The following is a 24,991-nucleotide window of genomic DNA, read 5'->3' on the forward strand; positions in this document are numbered from 1 at the left end:
GCATCCTCCAATTAATATCCGGCTCATGCGTATCACCCCTGCTCCGCCTGAAGACTTCCAGTGGAATCAGGTCCTCCCGCTGGCACAAAACGCCTCGTCACCTGGATGGGACCCATCCATTCTCCTTGAAACAAACGAACCAGGTTCATCCTGACCAGCTCTAACAAAGCCAGAAATGTGACAATGAGCAATGGCTTGGACCAATGGTGTTCAAACAATTCTTCAAAGGGAACTGTTGACTCCCCTTCCAACCGCTCCAAAATGCCTTGAATACGGTCCTGAACCGTCCAGGTTTCCCTGGACAATTCGACGATTGTATCGGTAGGAGCTCGATCCAGTACATCCTGGAACGCACTCAGAAGATCAAATAACTGGAGATCTTCTGTAGCCATATCCTCTTCGATCACGGCTTCCGGAGACAAGGGGAGCGGATCACGACTAAAGGACTCTCGCCAAAGTTGTTCTCGGACAACCAGAGTCCCGGCCGCTTCCTTAAAACGCTCATATTCGACCAATTGCCTGACCAATTCGGCGCGAGGATCGAGACCTTCCTCATCCTCCTTCTCCGGTTTTTCCTCTTTGGGAAGAAGCATCCTGGATTTAATGTAGAGAAGCGTGGCGGCCATAACCAGAAAATCCCCGGCAAGCGATAGGTTTAACGTCTTCATCATAGACAAATATTCCAAGTATTGCTGAGTAATCAGCGCAATCGGAATATCATAAATATTAATCTGGTGTTTCCGAATCAGGTGGAGGAGCAAATCCATGGGGCCGGTAAAGGCCTCAAGTTTGACCTGATAGGCATCGTCATCTTCAAGGTCAGAAACTATCAGGGAGGGGACGGATTCCAATCAGGAGCCTTTCGACTGGGTTCCACAGTGCAGATAATTGAATTGGTATACCATCTTTTGTGTAAAGCCGCAATATCCTAACCAAATATAGTGGTTGAGCCTTATTTCAAGCGGACTTCTTCCCTTTTGTAAACCAGAGGTAACACAGCACCAAAATGACCAATCCCAAAAATATTCCCACCTGACTTGATAGGCTCCTGACATTTTGAACCGACGCCACATTAAGCGGGAGATTACTCCCGCTTAATTCCGGGAGGGTACGGAACTCTACCCCTGCAAAATCCTGCGCTCCGTCAAACCTGGCGTTCGTAAAATCGACCACTGAGTGAATTTGAGCATTAACAAATGTCACCGACTCCCGAAATTCGGTGAACCGAAAATAGATTTCCTGAGCAGCCGCGATGGCTGAAAAATCGGCAGGTCCTCTAAATACCGACCCTGAAAAGCCTGTCCCACTGGCAAAAACCGATCGGGAGAAATCTGCCGTCTGCTGGAACTCAACTTCCAAAAACTCCGCAACTCCGGTGAAATGAGCATCGGCAAAAGTGACACGATTCCAAAATCGAGCCTGGTGAAAACGGGAATGTGTCCCAAAAGTGACGTAAGAGAAATCCGCGCCTTGGGTAAATTGCGATCCAATAAAAAACCCTTCAAAATCCACACGCGCGTTTAAAAATGTTACCGGACCCACAAACACAGTCTTAGAAAGATCAATGGATTGCTGAAAGACGGTTCCCGTGAAATCTACCGGTCCCAGGACCAGGAGAGCACCTTCGACCAGATTGGTGGCGAGCACTTTTTCGAAACGAGAATGCCTGATGGAAACAGCCTCTGGAATGACACGAACCGCAGTGACACCCTGCTCTTGCAGGCGCTGCCTCACTGCAGGGGGAATGGCGGGATATTCCGAAAGGGTTTGTTGCGGCAGGAGATCAAGCATTATCGGATCAACCACCAACACGTGGTCAAGATCAATGCGTTTTCCCTGCAGGAGAGCACCAAAAAGATCAGCCCCCTTTACGGCCAAGGCTTCCTCTTCTCCAGGCAAACAAGGTCCCTCAACATGCACCCAGAAAACATTTTCGCTTCCCGGAGGAATTGGAAGAAGACGGCAAGCCTCGGCATTGATAGGAGACAGCCCCGGCAGGACGAGCAACAAGGCAATCAGCAGACAATAATTCACGCCCCGCAATTTCATCTATGCCCACATCCCTTGAGCACATACCCAAGTAACGGGTTGAAGATAGATGATCCTCACGAGGCAGGGTGGGGTGGAGTCAAATTTTCGATCGGTTTGGACGAGTGGGCCTCCTGAACAACATGATCGGAGAATCTGGCTGAGTCCGGCACAAACGTAGACGTCAATCTCATCTCGAATACCCCTAAGAAGAAGGGGTGGGCTCAGCAGGTTGAGCCGGCTCGGATTTAGCTGCCTCGGGCTTAGGCGAATCGGGTTTAGCCGGATCGGGCTTAGCTGACTCGGGAGCCGCGGCTTCCGCAGATTTAGGCACCGTCACTTCCACCGGCTTTGCCGTCGCAGCCGGAGAAACGTCCTTGAGCGCTAAATAAAAGTCCCGATGTTCGTATTCGGTTTTCGCTAACATCTGATCGGCTTCTTGCACCGTCTTGGGCGGAGGCACCACCACCTTTTCTCCTTCCACCCAATTGGCTGGCGTCGCACAGGCAAACCGGTCAGTCGCTTGCAGGGCGGTGACCAACCGAAGAATTTCATCCACATTACGTCCCGCATTGAGTGGGTAGTACAGCAACGCCCGGATCACTCGTTTCGGGTCAATAATAAACACCGCACGCACCGTCGCGGTCGAGCTCGCGTTGGCATGAATCATTCCATACAGTCTGGCGACGCGCATATCAGCATCGGCAATCATGGGAAACGAAATAGTGGCACCCATTTTATCGTGAATATTTCGCAGCCAGGCTAAATGGGCATGAATGCTATCCACACTCAGTCCAATGAGCTTCACCCCCCGCTGACGAAATTGTTCGTTGAGTTGGCTAAAGGCTATCAATTCCGTCGTACACACCGGAGTAAAATCCGCCGGATGAGAAAACAGTACCACCCAATGCTGTTCCTGCCATACGCTAAAATTAAAATCAGTCTGTTGCGTCGTCACCGCGGAAAAATCCGGTGCATGATCTCCTATGCGAGGCAACCCTCGTTCTTCCGACATGAATCCTCCTTCAGTTGGCAATACAATAACGCTCCGGCTCCGCTTCAGGCGAATGGAGAAATCCCGGTTTATTTATTATGAAACCGGCAATACGATCAACACGATCGAGATGGCTGAGAAAGAGACCTTGACCAAACCTGGACCCATTATAGGCCAGCAGAGCTACCAGGAGCGAGGAATTTCCTCTTCATCATCCTCATGATTAGATTCGGTGTCCCGAAAAAACTTATCGGTGCCCAATTCTTCTGATAAGTCCTCCGTCAGATCTAAATCTTCATCGGCATCATCTGTGGAGTCCTCGGAGAACTCATCATCAAAATCATCCGCAAGATCATCCACGTCCAGATCATCGCTAACATCATCGAGTCCGGTAGTCAATGAATCCAGGGTAATATCACCATCGGTTTCCACTTCAATATCCAATTCGGAATCAATGTCATCCGGCAGAGATGCATCCTCCAAATCCGAATCATCAGCATTGATCAAACTCACGTCCTCATCGGCAGGAACAGGTGAGGTAATTTTTTTCTTTTTGTCGTTAAGACCTTTTGCCTCAGTTGATTCTTTTTTAGGTCTTCCTGGGCTCTTTTTGGCCTCGGATAGCGCCGGCTTCACCGCCGTTTTCTTGGTGGGAGCAGACTTGGTACGATTCGCCCCTGTTTTGGCCGCCGTTGTCGTTTTTGAAACATTGTCAGATGTAGTCAACTTTTTCTCTTTCCCTTTCACCACCTTTTTCGGCGTCGCTTTGGATCGTGGTTGAGCTTGAGCCACGGCCTTGGGAGTACCCTTCATTCCAGCCTTGGCAGTTCCCTTGGCCCGAGCCTTGGAGCCGACCTTCGTATTCTTAGACTTCGCTTTGATAGACGGTGATCGTTGAGGCTTCACAGGCTTCTTTGGTTTGGCTTTCGTCTTCGATTTGGCCATCGTCTTCGGTTTGGCTTTCGTCTTCGGCTTAGCTTTTGCTTGAGCCGATTGCTTTCCCGTAGGCTTCTGTTTGGGCTTGGCCTTTGACTTGGGCTTAGCCTTGGCAGCCATGTGTCACCCTCCTGATTTATGTGATCGACCAATGATCCATCTGGGATGGATCGCCTCCTGAGTTGCCCCCATCTAACATGGAGGGACCCTCTCAAGCAACTGAATATTTGCAATGAGGAAATTCTTCGCCTTTTCAAGAAACTTCCGGTCATTCGGGATCCCTGTTAGAATCCGACTTCCATGGAAATTATTACCACGCATCTCGAGGCGGATTTTGATGGCCTCGCCTCAATGGTGGCCGCCAAAAAGCTCTACCCGGAGGCACAACTCGTCCTCCCGGCGGGAGCCCAATCCCGGGAGCGGGCCTATCTCGCTGAGCATCACTTTTCCTTCACGGCACTTTCGAGTCTGAACATTCCGGATATCACCCGCCTGATATTAGTTGATGCCCAGCATCAGGACCGATTGGGACCGCTTGAAAAAGCTCTTAAAAATCAACACATTTCAGTTTATATTTATGACCATCACCCCATGGAGTCCACCAATCCCCTACTCCCGCGGGCAGACCACTGCCAAGTGGATTCAGTGGGGGCCACCATCACACTCCTCTGCGAGGAACTTCAAACCAGAGCACTCACATGGACACCTGAGGAAGCCACCTTATTCGCCATAGCCCTGTATGAGGAGACCGGTCAATTCGTCTACCGGAATACCACGCCCCGTGATTTCCAACTCGGGGCGGTCCTCGTGCAAACAGGAGCCGATTTAAACCAGGTCACCAAGTACATCGCGCGTCCCTGGACGCCCCCGCAACTGGAATTATTTCATGCATTGTTGCAATCGGCGCAAACAATGGACCTCGGGCATCGGAGGATTCTGCTCATCACCCTCACCTGGCCGGACTATGTGCAGGACATGGCGCCGATTGTTCAACAACTGGCGCAATTACATGGCGCCGATGCCATCATCGCCGCTGTCGCCATGGAGGGCAAGGTACAAATCATCGGGCGCAGCCGCCATCCCGACATGGATATGAATCAGATCACCCAGGCCTTTGGTGGTGGCGGACACACCATGGCTGCCGCCGCCAGCATTAAGAAACTCACCATCGTCGAGGTGGAACAGAAAATCCGCACCCTTTTGCAGGAACAAGCCAGAACCTGGCTTCCTATCAAGCGTCTCATGACGACTCCCGTCAGGACGGTGGACCTTAACACCACAATCAAACAGACGGAACGCCTCATGACGCAATACGAAGTCAATGCCCTCCCGGTTGTGAATGCCAAGGGCGGCTTCATGGGGCTCGCCACAAGGGAATCCGTGCAAAAAGCCTTGTATCATAAACTGACCACCCATCCCATTGATCACATCATGTTGAGAGATATCTTTCTGGCTACACCCGCCACGCCGTTTGACGAGGTCGAACAGCAAATGATCGAGCGGAATCAGCGGATCGTCCCGGTATTGGATCACGACCAGGTCGTTGGCATATTTAGCCGGACCGATTTGCTTCGAGCCATGCACCAGGCACTCCCGTCCCAGGAAGAGGACTTCGAGCGCTCTGACAAGCCGGTTTCACTCGCCGCAACGGTCCCCTCGAATACGTTGCGGACCTCCAATCTCCACAAACAATTGGCAACCCGTTTACCTCCGCCCCTTCAGTCCCTGCTCCAGACCATCGAGAAACTCGCCGACACACAAGAGGTCGCCGCCTTCCTCGTTGGCGGATTCGTCCGGGATTTTCTGATGAACATTCCCAATTTCGATCTGGACGTGGTCATCGAAGGTGACGGCATTCGTTTTGGCAAAGCCCTGGCGCAAGAACTCAAAGCGGAATGGACCATTCATGAGCGATTTGGCACCGTCTCGATCGCGCTCCCCAAGACGCTCAACATTCCACAGATGCATCACCTGGACATTGCCACGGCCCGAACAGAATATTATGAATACCCCACCGCGCTACCGACCGTGGAACGCAGTTCAATTAAAAAAGACCTCTACCGGCGGGATTTCACCATCAATACCCTGGCCATCCGCTTAAATAGAACACCCGGCGAACTGCTGGACTTTTTCGGGGGACGGCGGGACATCAAGGATAGAATCGTTCGCGTCCTTCACAGCCTCAGCTTCGTGGAAGACCCCACCAGGGTCTTTCGGGCCATTCGCTTCGAACAGCGGTTTGGTTTTCAGATCAGTAAGGAAACTCAGCATTTCATCCAACAGGCCCAAACCATGGAACTGTTTAAGCGGCTCTCGGGCACACGACTGGGGAATGAACTGATCCATATTCTGGAAGAACCCGAACCGGACAAGGGTATTCAGCGATTAGATCAATTTAAACTCTTCCCCTTCATCCATCCCAAACTGCAATGGAAAGAACCGGTTCCGACCCTCTTTGCATCCGGGGAAAAAATCCTGGCCTGGCACGAGGTGGAGAGTGCCCGATCAGGAACCGAGCGTTGGCTGCTCTATGCCCTGGCCTGGTTCGAATCGTTGGGCAAAACCGAATTGATCAAAACCTGGAAACGATTGGGATTCCCGCAACGAACCACGGTAACTGTCGGAGAGTTCTTACAGGCCCAGTCCACGTTGATAAGGACCCTCAACAGAAAGCATCTGGCTCCTTCAGAAATCTACGCTATCCTCACGCCATGGCCGAAGGAACTCGTGTTATTTCTCATGGCCAAGGCGCAAAGCAAGCCGACGATTCATGCCGCCATGGAACGGATCCGGGATTATCTCACCACGTTTCAACATGTCGCCATCACCTTAACCGGCCACGACCTGGAAGACATGGGCCTTCCCAAAGGTCCGGCGTATCGCCGGGTACTCGATCGCATCTTCAAAGCCAAACTGGATGGCCTGGTGACTACACAGGAAGATGAATATCGACTCGCCAAAACATTTATCCAACAAGAAACCGCATCAGGAAGTCTTTCAAAATCCCCTTCGGTTGTAAGGAAAGGCGGCAGAAGATAGCCTTCTCACTGGCTCCCCGGCAAGCGTTCCCACCCTTCCCCATGCATCAACTTTTACCGTCCACCACACCATCTCGCATCCGCTGGCGGATCCTTCTACTGCTTCTCTTTATCAGCATCATCACCTACATCGACCGGGTGAATATTTCCGTCACCGCCCGCCAAATGATGCCGGCACTCGGACTCACCGATCTGCAAATGGGTCAAATCTTTTCGGCCTTTGTCTTTGGCTACGCCCTTTTTCAAATTCCCGGCGGATGGCTGGGGGATCGATGGGGACCACGCCGGGTGTTGACCTTCGCCGTCATCTGGTGGTCGATCTTCACAGCTTTGACGGCCGTTGCGCCCACACTCCCGCTGGCCAGCTTGATCGGGATCATGGGCTCCCTCATGGTCGTGCGATTCCTCATCGGCATTGGCGAAGCCGCGGCGCTGCCTAATTTCAATCGAGCCGTCGCGAATTGGCATCCTCCGAATGAACGGGGCTTGGGCATTGGCATCACCATCGGCGGGATCGGGGTGGGTTCGGCTCTCACGCCACCCATCACCGCCTGGATCATGGTCAATTACGGCTGGCAAACGGCCTTCTATGCCGCAGGCGGATTGGGTATCGGCATCGCACTCTTGTGGTACTGGTACGCAACCGATCATCCCCGGCAACATGCCCATGTTAACAACGCCGAGGCGGAACTGATCGAAGGATCGGATTCTCTACCCGACCCTCCTGTTCCCTTAGAGGGACGATCCGGCAAGGCCTGGGGAACGGTTCATGATGTGTTCACCGAATTCGAAACACGTGAAGGACGACCTCCAGCTTCACAAGCAAAAGGCAACGGAACCGGCGGGAAGAAGGACATCCCCATTTCCTCCACCCCAATACGGACAGGAAGGAAAAGCGAACCAGCATCCATTCACAAATCAAAGACGACCACCGTGCCCTGGCAAGCCATCCTCACCACACCGACCGTCTGGTGGCTCACGCTCAGCTACACCTGTCTCGGCTATGTCGCCTATGTCTATATGTCCTGGTTCTATCTCTACCTCGTCAACGTCAGAGGCTTTGCCATCCTTCAGGGTGCCTTCTTCGCCTCGGCGCCATTCATTGCCATGGCCATCTTCTGCCCGTTAGGTGGATGGGTCACGGATCGTCTCACCGAAAAGTACGGCGTGAATTGTGGACGCGCGTGGGTGGGAGGAGCAGGAATGATTTTGGCCGCGCTCTCCATCATCATCGGCGCCAATATCGAAGCGCCCTATGTCGCCATCGGCTTCCTTTCGCTCGGCGCAGGGTGGCTCTACTTCACGGTCGGCCCGTTCTGGTCTTCGACCACGGACTTATCCAAACCCTATGCCGGCACCCTCTCAGGCCTCATGAACACCGGCGCCAACCTGGGTGGGACCCTCTCGCCAACATTGACGCCGTGGCTGGCGGACACCTTCGGCTGGTCAGTCTCTCTCGGCATCGCCGCCGGAATCGCCCTACTCGGTGGACTGTGTTGGCTTATGATTCGGCCGGAATATGGGCTTAAAAGCTAAAATTTCCTTTAACTCATCCTTACCAAAATAAAGAGAAATTCCCCATCCCCATGTTAAACTCAAGATATGAGCCCTACTGTTCTGAAGATACGAGGATATCGATTTTTCTTCTTTTCCCGTGAAGAAAATCGAATGCATATACATGTTCATTGTGGGGATGGAGAAGCCAAATTTTGGCTTGAACCGGAAGTTGATTTAGCCCACAATTATTCACTATCAGATTTACATCTTCGAGAGATTGAACAGCTGGTAAAGGGGATCACCATCATGAATTCACCAACGCATGGAAAGACCATTTCAGCACCTGAAGTCACAAATATTTCTTCGCATGGAATTTGGCTCTTGACCAATGAGCAAGAGTACTTCCTTTCCTACAAAGATTTCCCATGGTTCATAGAAGCTTCAGTCGGTAAGATTCTTCATGTCGAAGAATCCTCACCAGATCATTACTATTGGCCGGATTTGGATATAGATTTAGGCATAGAGACCATCAAACATCCGGAACGTTTTCCACTCAAAGCAAAACCAACCCGTTAATGCGGTTCCTCATCTCCAAATCATGATAAACTGAGTCGCGGCCAAATAAAAAATAAGGCAAGCAAACAAGGCACTCCCGATTGCAGAAAAAATATTCGGTGAACCCAAAAGTTGTCCCAACAATCAGAGCAGACGAGAACCACCGATTATTGACATCCTCCAATAGGGTGCGGGGCCATTCATGGATACGGATACCTTTTATGGCCCACCTCATGTCCCTTGTCCTCTGTATATTCCTCCTCTTTCCCGCTCTTGTTTGTGCCACGAAGATTGGAGAGGTCAAAAAGGGCGTCGTCAAAATTACTGCGCTTGTAAGTGGGCAACCCAATGTAGGGACGGGATTTATCGTGAAGCTCGACAAGGACGCCGCCTATATCGTAACTGCCGCACATGTGATTTCCGGAGATAGCAAGCCACAGGTGTGGTTCTTTCCTCATCCTCATCAATCGTTTGGCTCACAGGTGTTAGGGATAGATGGAACCAATGAGAATGGGTTGGCCACATTGCGTGTTTCAGATTCCCTTCCTGACGGAATCGCAGCACTTCCACTCGATCAGACCACCCAAGCATCCGGAGGAGAAACCATTACCTTCATCGGATTTCCATCGAATCTCGCCCCCTGGACCGTCTCAACCGGAAGTATCAGCGGAAGGAAAGGCCCACACCTGATGTTTCAGGCGTTAGTGGAGGAAGGTCATTCCGGTGGTCCCCTTCTGCTTGATGGCAAAGTGATCGGAGTGGTGACAGATGCTCAGGGGCGTCTTGGGTATGCAGTCCCCACACCGGTCTTGGCCATCGCGTTGAAAGGATGGCACGTGGAACCATCGGGAAGGGACTCGTTATCACGAGAGATCTCAGGTGCAGACGGTGCGCCGATGGTTCGGATCCCTGCAGGGCAATTTGAAACGAACCTGGAATCACGTTCAGGAACCGGGAACATTTCCGAAGGGATTCGCCATACGGTCTATCTCAAAGACTTCTTCATCGACAAGTATGAAGTTACCATTGAACGGTATGGGAAATTCCTAGAAGTCACCGGTCGAAAAGCCCCCGAATATTGGGGTCACATCAAGATGCCTCAGGATGCCAATCGCCCTGTTGTCGGCGTGACATGGCCGGAGGCAAAAGCCTACTGCCATTGGGCTAAGAAGAGATTACCGACCGAAAATGAATGGGAGAAAAGTGCGCGAGGAACAGACGGACGCATGTATCCATGGGGCAATGAGCCACCGACGACTCAATACACGAATTTTGCCACATTTGGAGATTTTGAATTATCAAAACTATCTCCGGTCGGGACATTCGAAAAGGATAGAAGTCCCTATGAAGTGTTTGACTTGGCCGGAAATGTAAGTGAATGGACGGCAGACAGCTGGAATGAATCATGGAACCTATACCGTGATGCGGAGGAGACAGCCCCAGGTTCCGGAAAAGTTATACTAGGTGGAGCATGGAATACGACGGACGAATACCTGAGAGCGGCAATGCGCTCTCATGCTTCACCAACCCACACGGATGGAGGTCTTGGTTTCCGCTGCGCTCAAAATCCTGTTACACCTCCATGAAAAAGGTGTGGGACATGACGAAAGAAGGGATGGTCTAAAAACCGGTAAGCCAGTCGGAATTGAAAGGGCGTCTAAACGGTTCTCTAATCCCTGGATCATGGTAAGCTAACTGATCCTGAGGATTAGGAAAAGAGGCAGTCACAGGGTTGGAATAGTTCGGCGCAGCCCCCACGGAAAGACAGTCAATCTTAAAAAGAAAGGAGGTACACCATGGGAGACAAAGGCGGAAAAAAAGACAAAGACAAAGCTCAAAAACAGAAAGTCGATCAACAGAAGAAAAAAGATAAGAAGAAATAGGCGAGACGCTTTCTATGATGAAAGTGGTGGGCTTCGCTTAGGCGAAGCCCACAATTCCTGCAGCCCTCCAACTCCTGCTAGGGGAATATCCGGAGAATTTTGAAGTCAGAAACAAAAGCCTGGATAAGCCAATAACCTAAGAATTGCATTGCCCAGCTAGACGCCAGCTTTCGAAGCAGGGCGGAAAAATAATGACCGAACACGATCCCCAAGCTGTTCAACCAATTGGAATTGACGAGATAGTCGGACTCGCAGGTGGCCTTCCATCGCCTTTACCAGGTGACCCCAGACGGCAAGCCGTCTCCTCAATTCAAGGGACTGTCTATCAGGCTTGGTGTTCGATTGACGCCTGGCTACAGCTAACTGATGCCAAAGAAGTAATCTACTTGGAAGGAGCCGAAGACTTCGATGTTGTTAAATCCGCCAGCGCCATTACTGTGCAATTTAAGAAGAACGAAGGTTCTATTTCACTAGGCAATGCAAAGGCGCACCAAGCACTAGAAAACTTCTGGACCCTGTCCTACAACGAATCTTCTCGACAAATTGATTTTCACTACCTAACCACTAGCACTATTGCCATTGAGCAAGACGCAAATTTTGATGGGCTCCCAGGCATCGAAGCTTGGCGTGTAGCACAAACAAGCACTGAAATAGTAACTACAATCAGCGGTCTTCCCCTGGTTTTGTGGACACATCTAAAAAGAGCCATGGACTTGCTTCGTTTCCGTAGACACTCACCCTAGTTTTGCCATCTGCTGCTCCTACGCTGTTGGGCTGATATTTCCCAGGTGCTGATGACGTCTCGCCCGATTATAACACACCTCAATATAATCAAATATTTCTGCTCCCGCGGCTTCACGGGGTTTAAAGATGTGGCGACGTATTTTCTCCTTCTTCAGGGTCCCAAAGAAGGACTCGACCGCCGCGTTATGATAACCGTTTCCTCTGCGACTCATGCTGGGGAGCAAGCCATGCGTCTGGCAGAACCGATTCCATTCATCGCTGCTGAACGGCGATCCCTGATCCGAGTGGATAATCACGTCATGCTCGGGCTTGCGTCGCCACACGGCCATCAGTAAGGCGTCCAGCACGATCTCCTGAGCCAAGGTGGACTTCATCGACCAGCCGATGATCCGGCGTGAGTAGAGATCCATCACCACCGCCAGATACAGCCACCCTTCGTCGGTTCGAATAGAGGTGATGTCGGTCGCCCACGCACGATCCGGCCGGTCTATCGCAAACTGTTGCTGCAATCGAGTCGGTGCCGTAACCGCAGGCTTGGGGTAGCGGATACCTGGCTGCTTGTAGCCGCGCTGGGCGCGTATCTTGTGACGCTTCATGATCTTGGCAATCCGGTTCTTGCCCACCCGCTCACCCACTTCACGCAGATCGCAGAGCATGCGGGGCGCCCCATAGGTACGGCCACTCGCCTCATGCGACTCGCGGATTAGACCCAACCGGCGGTCATCGTCTTGCGCCCGCTGGGACGGGGGGCGCTCCACCCACGCGTCATACCCACTGCGCGATATATCTAACAGGCGACACATCGGCTGCACCGCCTACCGGTCCTGATGCTGCAAGATGAAGGCGTACCTCACGCCGGGTTTTTCGCAAAGTACGCGGCCGCTTTTTTTAGGAGGTCACGCTCTTCCTGTGCACGGCTGAGTTCCGCCTTCAGCTTCAGGTTCTCGCGCCGAACCTCTTTGAGCTCCGCCTCATATCGATCGGTGGCGTTGGGGCTATAGACTTTCACCCACTTGTACAGACTTTGTCCTGAAATCCCCAATCGCTTCGCCACATCACCTACCGCATACCCCCGCTCGATAACTTCCTTGACCGCCTCTTCTTTGAACTCATCCGCAAAACGCCCCTTCGTCATACCGTATCCTCCCATGCTTTAAATTAACGTATAGGAGTGTCTACCGATTTGGAGGAAGTCCAGCCACAATAGGCGAGGAGGTGTGTCATGGCAAATCGAAGGAGATTTTCGAAGGAATTTAAACACGAGGCCGTCCAAATGGCGACAGGAGCGAACCTGTCCATCACGCAAGTGGCAGGGAGTTTAGGGATTCATACGAATGTGTTGAGTCGGTGGTGTCGCGAAGAGAAGCGGGAGGGGCCTAAGGCGTTTCGGAGCCAGGGCATCCCGCGAGATGAAGAAGTGGCCAGACTGAAACGAGAGTTGGCCCAAGTAAAGCGAGAACGGGATTTTTTAAAAGATGCGGCGGTCTTCTTTGCCAGGGATACGTCGCGAGATATACCGTGATCGCCTCCTATCGTCACTTGTATCCCATTCGCATGATGTGTCGTCCCCTGCACATTTTATCAAGTGGCTACTACGCGAGGCAGGCCAGGCCAAAGAGCCGTCGGGCAAGGGGCAATGCAGAATTAATCGTCCCAGGAGATTCGACGCATTCATACAGCGAGTGGTGAGGTCTATGGCAGCCCGAATGTGTGGAAGGAGTTGCAGCGGCGAGGGGCGTCCTGTGGCAAGCATGGGGTTGCTCGACTCATGAAACAGGAAGGGCTTCAAGGCATTCCATCGAAGCGTTGGCGAAGAACCCACAAAGCGAGCAATAGCCCAGCTGGGGTGACGAATCATCTGGCCCGAGACTTTGCCACAGCGACGCTGGACTGCCCCCCCGAATTTTGGACCACGGCTATGGTAGGTTTTCCTCAACCTGAGGAAGACCAACATGAAGAAGAAACGATTCACGGAAGAACAAATTGTCTGCTTTCTCCGGGACGCGGAAACCAGCACGATCAACAAGGCCGCGCGACAGCATGGGGTTTCGGAACAATCCTTTTATCGGTGGAAACGGCAATTTAGCCAGATGGAGGTCACGGATGTGCGGGAACTTCGGCAGATACGGCAGGAGAATGTGCGACTGAAGAAGGTTTTAGCTGAACGGGATCTCGAAGTGGAAGTCATGAAGGAACTGCAGGCAAAAAAGTGGTAAGCCCACGGACACGACGGCAACTTGCGCAGGTTGCCTGTGCCCGTGGGTTCCGGACATGCCGGGCCGCGTGGCTCTGCTCGACGCCACGGTCGGGGGTGAACTATCCCTCACGGAAAGTCCGGCGGGATGCCCGACTGGCTCAAGCCCTTCGCGGGGTGGTCAAGCGCTACCCGCACTGAGGCTATCGGTTGGTCGGACGCTTTCTCCAGGGGCGTGGGTGACCTGTCCACTTGAAGCGGATTCACCGTGTGTGGCGACAACACGACTTGAGGCTGCCGATACGAAAGCCTCGCAAAAAGATCGTGACGGGAATGACCTTACCGCCCATCGCCAAGACCAAAATTAGGTCGGGAGCTGGGATTTTATGCCTGATACGTATGGCCAGGGGGAGCCATTGCGCTGTCTGACGGTCAAAGGTGAAGCCACTCGGTTCTGTTTAGCCATTGAAGTGGGGCGGCTCGCTCACACATCATCATGTGATTGCGGTTCTGCGCCAGCTGATGGCTGGCTATGGACGACCACAGTATATTCGCAGTGACAATAGCCCAAAATTCATCGCCCACAATCTGACGAGATTGTTGAAAGACCAAGAGATTCGCCCCAGTCGGATCGATCCGGGGAAACCATGGCAAAAGGGCAGCAATGAGAGTTTCAATGGGACCTTTCGACGGGAATGTGTAGAGGCTATACTGCTCCCCTTGAAAGTGAGACCACCTTTAAGACATAACCCACTTCTTAAAGGAGGGAATCGATGGGACAGGACGAACCGATTGAACGCTGGACGGCGAAACGACGAGCCGCTCTTGTCTTACGCGTACTGAAAGGTGAAACGTCAGTGGCGGAAGCGGCCCGACAGCATGAGTTGACGGTGGCCGAGGTCGAGGGGTGGCAAGATCGGTTTCTTCGGGCTGCAGAAAACGGTCTGCGGCGGCGGCCCAAAGACGAAGACGGGCTGAAGGAGGAACAGATGAAGAAACTCAAACAGAAGATTGGGGGTCTGGTGGTAGAAAATGATGTCTTACGGGAGGCCTTGAAACCGTACCCTTTGGGCCGGTGTAAGCTTCCCCAAAACACGGACAAACCAAAAGTAGAGCTTTCTGGCAGAATTGACCCAGGAGGTTCCTATGAAAACCAGTCGATTCAGCGAAACGCAAATTGTCGCGATCTTGAAACAAGCCGATGCCGGGCTCAAAGTCAAAGACCTCTGTCGGGAGCATGGGATCAGTGATGCGACCTACTGCAACTGGAAAGCGAAGTACGGCGGGCTGGAAGCGTCGGATCTTAAGCGACTCAAGGAGACCGAGAGTGAACTCGCGAAACTCAAACGGATGTATGCCGATCTCGCGCTTGAGAATCGCGCCCTGAAGGATTTGCTCGAAAAAAAGCTCTGACGCCGGCAGAGAAACGTGAGGCGGTCCACACCCTGCAAGAAGCCCATGGCGTCTCCATCAAGCGAGGGTGTGCGGCACTCAAGTTTGCTCGGTCGGCGTACTATCAGGCTCTGCGTGATCGGCACACTTATGATAGGGAAGTTATTGAGGCCATGAATAAGTTGGTGGAGGCCCATCCACGCTGGGGCGTGTGGAAATACATTACTCGCTTGCGGGCCATGGGGCACCCCTGGAATCACAAACGGATTTACCGCGTTTATCGGCAACTGGGGCTCAACCAGCCGCGTCGCACAAAACGTCGTATCCTGACACGGCCCTCGCCTTCCGTCTTTGTGCCGGAAGGTCCCAACGAAGTCTGGTCGGCTGACTTCATGAGCGATGCCCTCTATCATGGGGCGCGATTCCGCACCCTGAACATCATTGATGACTATAATCGGGAAGTCTTGGCCATCGAGGTGGATACGTCCCTGCGAGCTGAGCGGGTGATTCGGGTCCTCGATCGCTTGAAGGCTGAGCGTGACCTCCCCCATATGATTCGAGTGGATAACGGACCAGAATTCCTCGCTCAGACCCTTCTAGACTGGGGGAAGGCCAATCGGGTGCTGATCTATCATATTCAACCCGGGCGTCCTACGCAGAATGCCTTCATTGAACGGTTTAATCGCACCTATCGGAATGAAGTGCTCAATCTCTACTTGTTTCGGATTTTACAGGAAGTGCGGGACCTCACAGCGGAATGGGTGACCATCTACAATGAACACCGGCCCCATGACGCGCTGCATGGAGCAACCCCGTGGACCTATCACAAACTACTACCGGAAAACTCTACTTATGAACTGTCCGCTTGACGGGGAAGCTTACAATTGAACGCTTTTTTCGGAGTCTCAAAGAGGAATGTGTGGGGCAACACCACTTTGAGGGATTTGAGGATGCTCGACAGATGATCACACGATGGATGCGCTGGTACAACGAGGAACGTCCGCATCAAGCGTTACGGTACCGGAGCGCTCGACAATTCCGGCAAGAACAACACTCACAGGTGGCTTGATTTCGGGGGAGCACTACACTACCTGCCGCCCCCTCCCCCTCGCGCAAAGGCCTCCAATAATGGAAAAAGAATCATAGCTATAGTAAAAATTAATAATTTCATTTTATCCATGGCCATCCCCTTTGAAGTGTAGATTAAATTTATTGTTTACCTATTTCATTATAAAATTTTCATTCAATACTTACAAGATCTTTTGTTCGAAAATTTCATTATTTGCTCCATCTATAAGCACCAGAGGTCAGGCTTCTAGGCATTCCAACTCATCCACATAAGTTAAAAAAAGATTTAAAAACTTTAAATCAAATAAGAGGACTATGACGTCTCTAAGATTTTCAGCATTATGAGTATCTTCTTCAAGAAATTGGGCGACACTTTTGCTCCATTCTGTTTCTTTGTTTTTAGTTGGGAAAATTGAATCAACCAAACTTTCAAAGTAGTTAAATTCAAGCTGATCTTTTTCAAGTTTTCCCAATTCAGCATTTAATATTTCGTTAAACTTCTTTAACTTTCCTTCTGATCCCGGATCACTTTCTTTCCCCAAAATACGCTTATTTTTGTTGACTAATATTTTCATTGCGTTTAGAAGCAACCGCTTTGAATCTTGCAAATTCTTCCTGCTCTCTAAAATACCTCCTCCTCTGTCCGGGCATTCATATTGGGCATTGGCTGCCAAAACATGTAACGCATAAGGGTAAAGAATTTCATGTTGCATGAGACCAGGTACAGCTTCTTGAATTTCATTCTTCGTCCGATCTAAGCTCCTTAATGTTTCAATGAAATATTCCTCAAATATTTCCTCGGCATAACGAAATCCAACATTTTCACTTCTAATTCCTTCTTTGATTTTCCTGCCAACTACCGACTTTATCTTGTTTACAAGAAGTTTTTGAAGTTGTCGTTGTTTTTCTTTTTTAGAGGAATCAAAAGGCGATTGAAGAACGCCCTCATATTCATTGCCAAAGTCCTTTATTTTTTCAATATAATAATTCTTAGGCTTTGTCGCTTCTTGTTTTTGACCAAATTCCAACTCCGCCACTACATCGATTAAAAATTTTAAGTGGAGAGAGGATTCGTAATCGTTACCATTACCAGCAACACGAATTTCTGTGCCATCCCTCTCATCATTGGGGTAATCTTTATTTAACCCCAAAACAATTTCCCTTGAAATATCCCCTGTTTTCAACGAAAAACCTGGAACCAAGCTCGAATATTCTGCTAATTGCCTTTTATTCCAGTTTTCGTGTGTTTTAAATAACTTCGTCAATTCCTCGATTTGCGTTTTACTTTTGCGATCCAAACTCTTATACCCCAGAGAATTCAAATGCCTTTGATTATCTCTGGCAATATTAATAGCCTCGCTAAACTGTCTTATTGCCCCTTCAACGTTTGTGTCACGCAAAAAAGATACATATCCTAAATGGGAACGTAAGCGAAAGCTTGCCACATCGGGATATTCTTTGATTCCAGCGTAAAGGTTATAATATGTATCCTCTGTCCGCCCAAGGAAATGTGAAAGCATTGCTCTATATAAATAAAGCATATGATTGGTTTGTATGTCGTGTTTTTCAATGGATAAATCTATTTCCTTGAGAAGATTTAGCGCTAAATAACAATAAAATGTTTTAGGTGCCTTTTCTTCATTAATTCCTTCCAGGGAATAGTCACAAACACCTGGTCCTTTCCCAGCTCTTAGGGCATCTAATGAAGACGAAGCATAACTGAGTAGAACTTGCTTATTTCTTTCTTCCCGTGTTTTTGGCAACTCGCCAAATGCCGCTGCATGGGCATCATCAAAGGCGGGCTCTATTATGGCCTTATTATCAAGCTGGGCAAGAAGTTTCATTAAAGACTCGACGGTTTTTTTATCTTTAATTAGTTCATAGTATTCTATTTCTCTTGAAATTATTTCCCTCATTTGTTCTTCCAACTTATAAATATTTGCTGTAACTTCCAGGTCCCTTCTTAACTTTAAGCCTATCCTTTGAACATCCCTCAGCTTTTGAATTCGGTTTTCTGTGGTTTCTTGGAGAAATTTTTCAGAGGATTTTGAAAATTCTTTTAAGATATGTCGAAGAGGTTTCTCCAATGTATTTTCAATCTGAAATTCTTCGGGCCAGCAATAATATTTGGTGGGATTAATAATACTCTCACAATTTCTACGAAAATACCGCCCTGAGAGGCCCAACAACGTTGATCTAATTTGATGGAACTGATGTTCAACTATGGCCCTTCCAGCCGAAATCACGGTATCTACTTGATCTTGCGTGGGTTGCATAGAGACGGTTTCTAAGTCGTTTTGTATTCTTTGTTCCATTGCCGTAAAAAGCTCGTAATTATCCAATACTTCCTCTATGTTTTCCTTTTTTCCATTCTTTGTCGACTCGTAGATTTCATATTGAACCATATGTCTTACTAATCCCGGAACTTTCAGAATGTCAGAAAACTTCAGCTCAATACTTCCAAACCCAAAATTCCTCAAAGGTTCTCGGTAAATGGTTCGCGCTAAATCGGTTTTGTCCCGTTGCAGAGTATCCAAGCTTTGATCAACATTTTGAATGAGGGTTGAGTCCCCCTGAAAAGAAAAGAATGGATCAACTGAAGGAGCTGCAGCGTTAACAATGACAATGAAGGACTTTAGAGGATGGTTATGGAGACCTTTATTTTTTTCTTCAAACACATTCCGAATTAACGTTGCTAGACCTAAATTTTCTCGTATACCCCCGTCTAACAATTCTGGCAAGTGAGAAAGCTCCTTACTAAACCATATTGTCGGACAGCCACTTGGGATCATTTTTGGTGTTCGAAATTCTCCTACGTGTTCTTCTAATTTCAATGGCGCAAACAAAATAGGCAGGGCACTTGAAGAAGCGGCAGCCAACGCGATAGGAAATCGTTTATATGTTTTTTCATCCATCCCCAGACACCGGAAGGTACGTAGGTCAAAAGTGAACGGAAGCCTATTATTAATGTCTGTTGCATTAATAAGGAGTTCCGTATTTGGACGCTGCTTTTGAGCATATTTATAGTTTAATTTCTTCCCATTAAAAAGCCAATCCTGATAGATTTCCGCTAATTGTTCAACATTAACCAAACCCTTTCCTCCAGCAAGAAACAAAGCCGGTGTGAGGTCTGGATTTGAAAATGGAAAGCCATATTTTTGATCCGTAAAGGGGCTGAGAACTACGGAGAAAGGCAAAACTATGATATCCTTAGCTATATCCAGGGCCGAGGTAATCAGGGTAAGAGGAGCAAGAGGCATTCCTCCCCAAAAATTGGATCGTGCTTTTACTGCACGAAGGAGAGCGTTCGATAGATTTTTTTCCCTTAAAACATCTCTGAATTTGGTTAGGAAAATTTTATCATTGTGCGTCATGTAGTAACTGGCTGTCATGGTTCCTCCAGAGACCGCTGAAATAGCATTAATCTCTGCCAGGAGTTTGTATGATTTAAACGGTTGTTCACATTTACTTTTAAACGGTTTTTTTTCTCCAAGAGAATTATTAAGGTAAATATCATCTATTTCAGTAATAGACCCACCGATTTTTTTTGCACAAAGGATGATTTCGTTCAACCCACGCATGACACCGTAAGAAAAAGCTGCTGCTCGCACTCCACCTCCCGATAAGGCTAAACCCATTTTCATAGGCGGCAATGAGCTTTTTGGGGGCTCCTGCCCTTGAGCAAATGCACCCGGAGGAATGGCTACCATTATTAGCAGGATGATTATTGGAATGAAAGGCAATTTAGTTTTCATAATCTTTTATCAATTAAGGATGAAAGAATTATAGGATGTCGTGGATTTTTTAAGACCACTCGTTAAGAAAACTGGCTTTAGATATTTGCAGTTTGGTTATAACTACCAATTAAAGCCAGCTCCTATACTTAAAAGTAAGAAAACATCGCCTACCTCACCATTCTTGCCTGATAAATTAAAACCTGCCCCAACGTTAATAATGTCTTCAAAAAAACCAAGCATAATTGCCGGCTCAACCTTCAGATTATCCTCTCCAACGATTTGGCTTGCAAAGATAGTAGGAGTGACTGAAAAAACTGGGGCTGCATCTGGAATGTCAGTCTCGTCACGCAACTGAAATGTTCTCGCGCGACAATCACTTCTTATTCTACTTATCGGAACTTTTTTGGCCTGGCCTGGCACATAAACATCCCTATAAAAACGGAAGGAAACGCCTGCCCCTAAACCATTGTTAAATCCTGCCTTTTTCTTGGCAAAATCATATTTAATGGCTTGGGCTAATGCGGCAAGCCCAACTGTCCATTCCCCGCGGGTCAAATTACTCAAATCATTTCGAGTCCAGGGGAGGTCTCCCGGCTCGATTTCATAATTTGCCTTTCGATCTACATCGTCATCTTCATCTTCCTTACCCAAAGGCTTAACGCAGCGCGCATACTTGTCCTCTTTAGTTCCAAAAACGGCCTTCCTACTCCAGCCACTCCTTTTTTGCTCAGTCACATTCAGGGCTTGAACCCACCAATGGCCCTCTTGCTTATTCAGACTAATTGCAGGAGTTTCGCAGATCGCCTCGTCGCATTCGAGTTTTAAATCCCCATCACTTGGGGTAATTTTCACATATTGATGAATTATTTTTCCATTTTTTTCTTGTATCCAAAGTACATAACTATTTGCACCATTTACTTTGGTCCATTTGAATATGGTTTCCGATTGCGTGTCTTCCAGTAATGGGGGGCCTGATGGGGAAAGAGGAACTGGAAGAGACATTCCTGTGCCAAAGTTAGTATACAAATCTGGTGGCTCAGATTCCTGGGACTGGGCAAAAAGCAAATTAACACTTCCAATTAAAATGCAAAGGAACACTACCAATGCAATTGTTTTTTTCATTTCCTTATCTCCATCATTAGTTTGGAATTTAAGGCGCTTGGGAAGCATTTTGACCTTGAGCTAAAGTAAACCAAGTTTCCTTGAAGGAAATTAAGCATATTTTGAACCACTACTGTGAAGTTCCCAAACGTTATATTCCGAAACATCTGAAAGAAATTAAGCATAATTTTAAACACCGCATGGAAAATCTTTTCAAGAGTTTTCTCAAGTTCTATTTTGGCTATGTTACTTTCGAAATGCCTTATTATTTAGTGATCCTGCCCCAAGCGAGCTGGTGGGCAGCCTGCGCTTTATGTATGAAAAACAATTAAAATAGTTTTTGAGAACGCAAAAATAAAACCAATGATTATTTGTAAACTCTTTTTCATAGTAAACTTATGTTATTCTTGAAATATTTTTTAAATTCATAGGATTTCTACCCAAGATATGCGACATTGAAATTCAAATATGTATCCAAATAGATACAAAGGTGTATCAGTTTGGATAACAATTCTAACATTCAAAAAAAATGCATTTGGGGAACTTGGAAGGCATCGATGGATTTTAGGGTAATTCAAAGAAACAATATTTCGGTAACCCAAGAAACAAACAGCTGAAGTTCCTAAGTCCGAGTGCGAAGCAACTCAGGTTGCATTAGGCTTTGCTTTTGCCAAAAAACAAAATCTTGATCTTTTTGAAAGAATTGAATGGCGCAGAAGACATTACATCGGTGACCACATCTACTAGAGGATACTCTTTGCCGTTCCTCAATTATTATGTTTACTCAATCAATTCGTTGTCATTTTCCCAAAATACTTCATAATTGATGCCTGAGAAGTCGCAGAATAGAATGAAGCATGCAGCGCTATAAAATTCTTCATCGGACTTATTATAATTTCTCGGGTGCGGTGACACTTGGACCGCATCACTTGCGTCTGCGTCCGAGAGAAGACTATGACCTGCACATTGAATCTTTAAGTCTGAAGCTTACACCGCCGGCAACCCTGCTGTGGCACCGGGATGTAGAAGGCAATTCGGTGGCCACAGCCACCTTCGATGTGCCCGCCAACCAACTAGCGGTTGAGAGCGAAGTCATCATCCAACAATACAATGAGGCTCCACTGGACTTTCTCGTCGCCGACTACGCCGTCGCGTACCCGTTTACCTATCAACCCGATGACCGGATCATGCTGTTACCCTATATGGCATATCCCGAGCAAAACACCAAAGATCGACTGACTGAATGGATGAAAAATTTCTGGAAACCGGAAGAAACGATTCAGACGTACACGCTCCTACAGCGCCTTGGCACCCACATCAACCAAACCCTATCCTATCGAGTGCGGGAAGAACCTGGAGTTCAAACGGTGGGGCAAACACTGGAATACGGCACCGGCTCATGCCGTGACTTTGCGTTACTTTTTATGGAAGCTGCACGGTGCTTGGGTCTTGCTTCGCGCTTTGTCAGCGGGTATCTTCACGCCCCACCATCAGCAACCGATTATGGCGCCACCCATGCCTGGGCCGAAGTCTACCTGCCAGGGGCCGGGTGGAAGGGGTTTGATCCCACTGGTGGAACCATGGCCGGAACCGATCATATTGCCGTGGCCGTCGCAAGATTGCCCGAATCCGTTCCGCCCATTGAGGGATCGTTCGTTGGCCCCCCAGGCTCAACGCTTCATGTCGGGGTCTGGGTCACAAAGTGTGAGTGAACGAGCACTTCCGGTTCTTATGAAAAAAAATCGCCCCTGGTCTTCTCCAAATCCAGACAGACGTTTCAACATCCAAAGGACACGGTTCCTTTCACTCCTCAACCATAAAGGTCGACCATGCCAATCTGGGTTGATGCCGATGCCTGCCCCAAGGTGATTAAGGAAATATTATTTCGTGCGGCTGACCGGACAGCGGTACAGGTGACACTTGTGGCCAATCGCCTCTTGTATACCCCGACGTCTCCTTATATTTCGGCCATCCAAGTCGCCGATGGATTTGATGTGGCTGATTCCGAAATCGTGAAAAGACTCAAGGCCGGCGACCTGGTGATCACCGCCGACATTCCCCTGGCCGCTGAGGTAATTGCGAAGGGTGGTCATGCGCTTGATCCGCGGGGGGAGATGCATTCACCCGACACGATTCAAGCCCGCCTCATGATGCGGGACTTTATGGAGACGCTACGGGCCAGCGGTGTCGAAACCGGTGGGCCGTCGGCCTTGAGTCAACGGGACCGGCAATTATTTGCCAAACATCTCGACTACTATCTCACGACCCTGGTCAAACAGAAAAATGAAAACGCCTAGGGACCGGGAAGCACAGAAGGGGATAGAAGCAGGCTACAAACCAGTGCTGACCCTCACGCCCTTGATTTACGGCATCAAAAAAAACACGATGCAAGCATTAGCCTCATCCACCAAACCTGAAGGTACTAAGCCCGTACGAGCCTGATTCCTCAGAATGAAATTCTGTCGAACAAGAATGATTCTTCCTTTCCTTTGTGGCCTATTTCTTTTGGTATGGTTGATTCCGGTGCCAGCCTATTCTGAAGAAAATCAGGCGGTTGAGCAAATGGAAAAGATCATCGAAAAACCGAAGGCTGTCCGAAAAAGCTTGAAGGATGAGGGGATCCTTTTCGAGGCTACCAATACGATGGATATCCTCTCCAATGTTTCCGGGGGCATTCATCGGAAGACCGCTCTCGCCGGGGATCTGGATCTTCTGCTTACCGTCGATATAAAAAAATTAATGCCTAATTGGAGGGGCACGGTTTTTCTGTATGGCTTGGGCTTATATGGGGGCGATCCAAGCAAAAATGTCGGTGACATACAAGGCGTGAGCAACATTGCGGCACCAGATACATGGAAACTGTTTGAAGCCTGGTATCAGCACAATCTTTTTGAGCGCTTTTCTTTTCTTGCCGGCCTGTATGATATTACCTCCGAATTTGATGTCATCGTATCCGCGTCGACACTTTTCCTGAATAGCTCCTTCGGGACCGGAGCGGAACTTGGAGCTGGTGGAAGAAACAACCTGTCCACCTTTCCTGCGACCTCTCTGGGAATCAGGACGCAAGCCATCCTCACCGATTCGCTCATGGTTCGCGCCGTGGTTGCCGATGGCGTACCGGGGGATCCCAATGATGCTCGAGGCACTCACGTTCGCTTAAGAAAAGATGATGGCCTGTTCGGTTCCATGGAATTGGCATATTACAAATACAGCACGGCTGATTTAACACAAACAAAGGAAAAAACTGTTGAAGAGCTCCCTCGGCGCCTGACCTTCCGCCGGATTGGAAGATCCGCTCCTCTCGTCTATGAAGCAAAAGTTGCTCTCGGATTCTGGGGATACACTACTTCTGTGGATCAACTCAACAAGGTCAATAGTTCGGGAAAACCTGTGACGCAAGATGGCACCTTCGGCATATATGGGTTAGCGGAATATGATGTGTTTCATGAAAAGGACGACAACGATCAGGGACTGACTCTCTTTGGTCGAGCCGGAATGGCTGATCTCAATGTGAACCGCATTGCCCAGTATTATGGCGGCGGGTTCATTTATAAGGGATTAATCCCGGAACGAACCATTGATCGAACCGCGATTGGATTGGCCGCGGCAGTGAATAGCCATGAATATAAACAGTCTCAACGGCGGGCAGGACGAACGGTTGAGAGTACGGAGATCACGTTGGAATTGACACATTCCATCTTTGTGAATCAAAACCTCGTCATTCAACCGGATTTTCAATACGTCATTAATCCCGGAACGGTTCCCGGGAGGAATAACGCTCTGGTATTGGGAATGCGGCTTGAGGTCAACCTCAATAATTAGAA

21 protein-coding genes and 3 pseudogenes are annotated in these 24,991 nt (G+C 49.0%); 17 read left to right on the forward strand and 7 right to left on the reverse strand.

Going from position 1 to position 24,991, the window contains the following annotated elements:
• Positions 1-32 precede the first annotated feature (32 nt).
• The 4 genes from ACWHYD_RS12915 to ACWHYD_RS12930 form a co-directional block, all read right to left on the reverse strand.
• Entirely contained in the window at positions 33-851 is an 819-nt protein-coding gene (locus ACWHYD_RS12915) for a segregation and condensation protein A (RefSeq protein ID WP_447962444.1), read from the reverse strand.
• A gap of 106 nt (positions 852-957) precedes the next feature.
• A complete protein-coding gene (locus tag ACWHYD_RS12920) occupies positions 958-2,049 on the reverse strand; it encodes a pentapeptide repeat-containing protein (RefSeq protein WP_447962445.1) in 1,092 nt (363 codons plus the stop codon).
• Between the two features lie 184 nt (positions 2,050-2,233).
• Entirely contained in the window at positions 2,234-3,043 is an 810-nt protein-coding gene (locus ACWHYD_RS12925; RefSeq protein ID WP_447962446.1) for a peroxiredoxin, read from the reverse strand.
• A 162-nt stretch (positions 3,044-3,205) separates the two neighbouring features.
• Positions 3,206-4,078 (reverse strand): hypothetical protein, encoded by an 873-nt coding sequence (locus ACWHYD_RS12930; protein WP_447962447.1) that lies wholly within the window; start codon positions 4,076-4,078, stop codon positions 3,206-3,208.
• A gap of 180 nt (positions 4,079-4,258) precedes the next feature.
• Here ACWHYD_RS12930 and ACWHYD_RS12935 point away from each other — a divergent pair, with 180 nt between their 5' ends.
• The 6 genes and pseudogenes from ACWHYD_RS12935 (at position 4,259) to ACWHYD_RS12960 (ending at position 11,674) form a co-directional block, all read left to right on the forward strand.
• Positions 4,259-6,997 carry a CBS domain-containing protein gene (locus ACWHYD_RS12935; RefSeq protein ID WP_447962448.1) on the forward strand — a complete coding sequence of 913 codons (2,739 nt, stop codon included), beginning with the start codon at positions 4,259-4,261 and terminating at the stop codon, positions 6,995-6,997.
• A gap of 41 nt (positions 6,998-7,038) precedes the next feature.
• Positions 7,039-8,532, forward strand: coding sequence for an MFS transporter (locus ACWHYD_RS12940; protein ID WP_447962449.1), 1,494 nt, complete (start codon positions 7,039-7,041; stop codon positions 8,530-8,532).
• 132 nt (positions 8,533-8,664) lie between these two features.
• Positions 8,665-8,727 (forward strand): annotated as a pseudogene (locus ACWHYD_RS12945) (DUF4160 domain-containing protein); the annotation flags it as partial.
• 72 nt (positions 8,728-8,799) lie between these two features.
• A complete protein-coding gene (locus tag ACWHYD_RS12950) occupies positions 8,800-9,069 on the forward strand; it encodes a DUF2442 domain-containing protein (protein ID WP_447965872.1) in 270 nt (89 codons plus the stop codon).
• A gap of 200 nt (positions 9,070-9,269) precedes the next feature.
• The gene (locus ACWHYD_RS12955; RefSeq protein WP_447962450.1) at positions 9,270-10,634 is read left to right on the forward strand and encodes an SUMF1/EgtB/PvdO family nonheme iron enzyme; all 1,365 of its coding nucleotides are present in this window, start codon (positions 9,270-9,272) and stop codon (positions 10,632-10,634) included.
• Positions 10,635-11,122: 488 nt separating this feature from the next.
• Positions 11,123-11,674, forward strand: a complete 552-nt coding sequence (locus ACWHYD_RS12960; protein WP_447962451.1) for a hypothetical protein — start codon at positions 11,123-11,125, stop codon at positions 11,672-11,674.
• A gap of 18 nt (positions 11,675-11,692) precedes the next feature.
• On the opposite strand, the pseudogene ACWHYD_RS12965 reads toward ACWHYD_RS12960, so the two are convergent.
• Positions 11,693-12,810: pseudogene (locus tag ACWHYD_RS12965) on the reverse strand (IS3 family transposase).
• A gap of 87 nt (positions 12,811-12,897) precedes the next feature.
• Here ACWHYD_RS12965 and ACWHYD_RS12970 point away from each other — a divergent pair.
• The 8 genes and pseudogenes from ACWHYD_RS12970 (at position 12,898) to ACWHYD_RS13005 (ending at position 16,330) form a co-directional block, all read left to right on the forward strand.
• Positions 12,898-13,197 (forward strand): transposase, encoded by a 300-nt coding sequence (locus ACWHYD_RS12970; protein WP_447962452.1) that lies wholly within the window; start codon positions 12,898-12,900, stop codon positions 13,195-13,197.
• Positions 13,198-13,335: 138 nt separating this feature from the next.
• Positions 13,336-13,470, forward strand: a pseudogene (locus ACWHYD_RS12975) (IS3 family transposase); the annotation flags it as partial.
• Positions 13,471-13,627: 157 nt separating this feature from the next.
• Complete coding sequence (locus tag ACWHYD_RS12980) at positions 13,628-13,891, forward strand: transposase (protein ID WP_447962453.1); 264 nt, start codon at positions 13,628-13,630, stop codon at positions 13,889-13,891.
• Between the two features lie 55 nt (positions 13,892-13,946).
• Positions 13,947-14,237, forward strand: coding sequence for a hypothetical protein (locus tag ACWHYD_RS12985; protein WP_447962454.1), 291 nt, complete (start codon positions 13,947-13,949; stop codon positions 14,235-14,237).
• 154 nt (positions 14,238-14,391) lie between these two features.
• A complete protein-coding gene (locus ACWHYD_RS12990) occupies positions 14,392-14,712 on the forward strand; it encodes an integrase core domain-containing protein (RefSeq protein WP_447965873.1) in 321 nt (106 codons plus the stop codon).
• The gene (locus ACWHYD_RS12995; protein WP_447962455.1) at positions 14,643-15,119 is read left to right on the forward strand and encodes a transposase; all 477 of its coding nucleotides are present in this window, start codon (positions 14,643-14,645) and stop codon (positions 15,117-15,119) included. Before ACWHYD_RS12990 ends, ACWHYD_RS12995 begins: the two co-directional genes overlap by 70 nt.
• A protein-coding gene (locus ACWHYD_RS13000) for an IS3 family transposase (RefSeq protein WP_447962456.1) occupies positions 15,016-16,130 on the forward strand; the annotation gives its coding sequence in 2 pieces (ribosomal slippage) (positions 15,016-15,277 and positions 15,277-16,130; 1,116 coding nt in all). Before ACWHYD_RS12995 ends, ACWHYD_RS13000 begins: the two co-directional genes overlap by 104 nt.
• Positions 16,127-16,330, forward strand: coding sequence for an integrase core domain-containing protein (locus tag ACWHYD_RS13005; protein WP_447962457.1), 204 nt, complete (start codon positions 16,127-16,129; stop codon positions 16,328-16,330). Before ACWHYD_RS13000 ends, ACWHYD_RS13005 begins: the two co-directional genes overlap by 4 nt.
• A gap of 238 nt (positions 16,331-16,568) precedes the next feature.
• Here ACWHYD_RS13005 and ACWHYD_RS13010 read toward each other — a convergent pair whose 3' ends face one another.
• Positions 16,569-20,084, reverse strand: a complete 3,516-nt coding sequence (locus ACWHYD_RS13010; RefSeq protein WP_447962458.1) for a patatin-like phospholipase family protein — start codon at positions 20,082-20,084, stop codon at positions 16,569-16,571.
• Between the two features lie 102 nt (positions 20,085-20,186).
• Complete coding sequence (locus ACWHYD_RS13015) at positions 20,187-21,188, reverse strand: hypothetical protein (RefSeq protein ID WP_447962459.1); 1,002 nt, start codon at positions 21,186-21,188, stop codon at positions 20,187-20,189.
• A gap of 836 nt (positions 21,189-22,024) precedes the next feature.
• Between ACWHYD_RS13015 and ACWHYD_RS13020 the strand changes: the two genes are divergently transcribed.
• From ACWHYD_RS13020 to ACWHYD_RS13030, 3 genes are all read left to right on the forward strand, one after another.
• Positions 22,025-22,879, forward strand: coding sequence for a transglutaminase family protein (locus ACWHYD_RS13020; protein ID WP_447962460.1), 855 nt, complete (start codon positions 22,025-22,027; stop codon positions 22,877-22,879).
• A gap of 117 nt (positions 22,880-22,996) precedes the next feature.
• Positions 22,997-23,464 carry a YaiI/YqxD family protein gene (locus tag ACWHYD_RS13025; protein WP_447962461.1) on the forward strand — a complete coding sequence of 156 codons (468 nt, stop codon included), beginning with the start codon at positions 22,997-22,999 and terminating at the stop codon, positions 23,462-23,464.
• 265 nt (positions 23,465-23,729) lie between these two features.
• Positions 23,730-24,989: a carbohydrate porin gene (locus tag ACWHYD_RS13030; RefSeq protein ID WP_447962462.1), complete on the forward strand. Its 1,260-nt coding sequence runs from the start codon at positions 23,730-23,732 to the stop codon at positions 24,987-24,989.
• The last annotated feature ends 2 nt before the right edge of the window (positions 24,990-24,991 follow it).

This window comes from Nitrospira sp. Ecomares 2.1, from assembly GCF_965152585.1.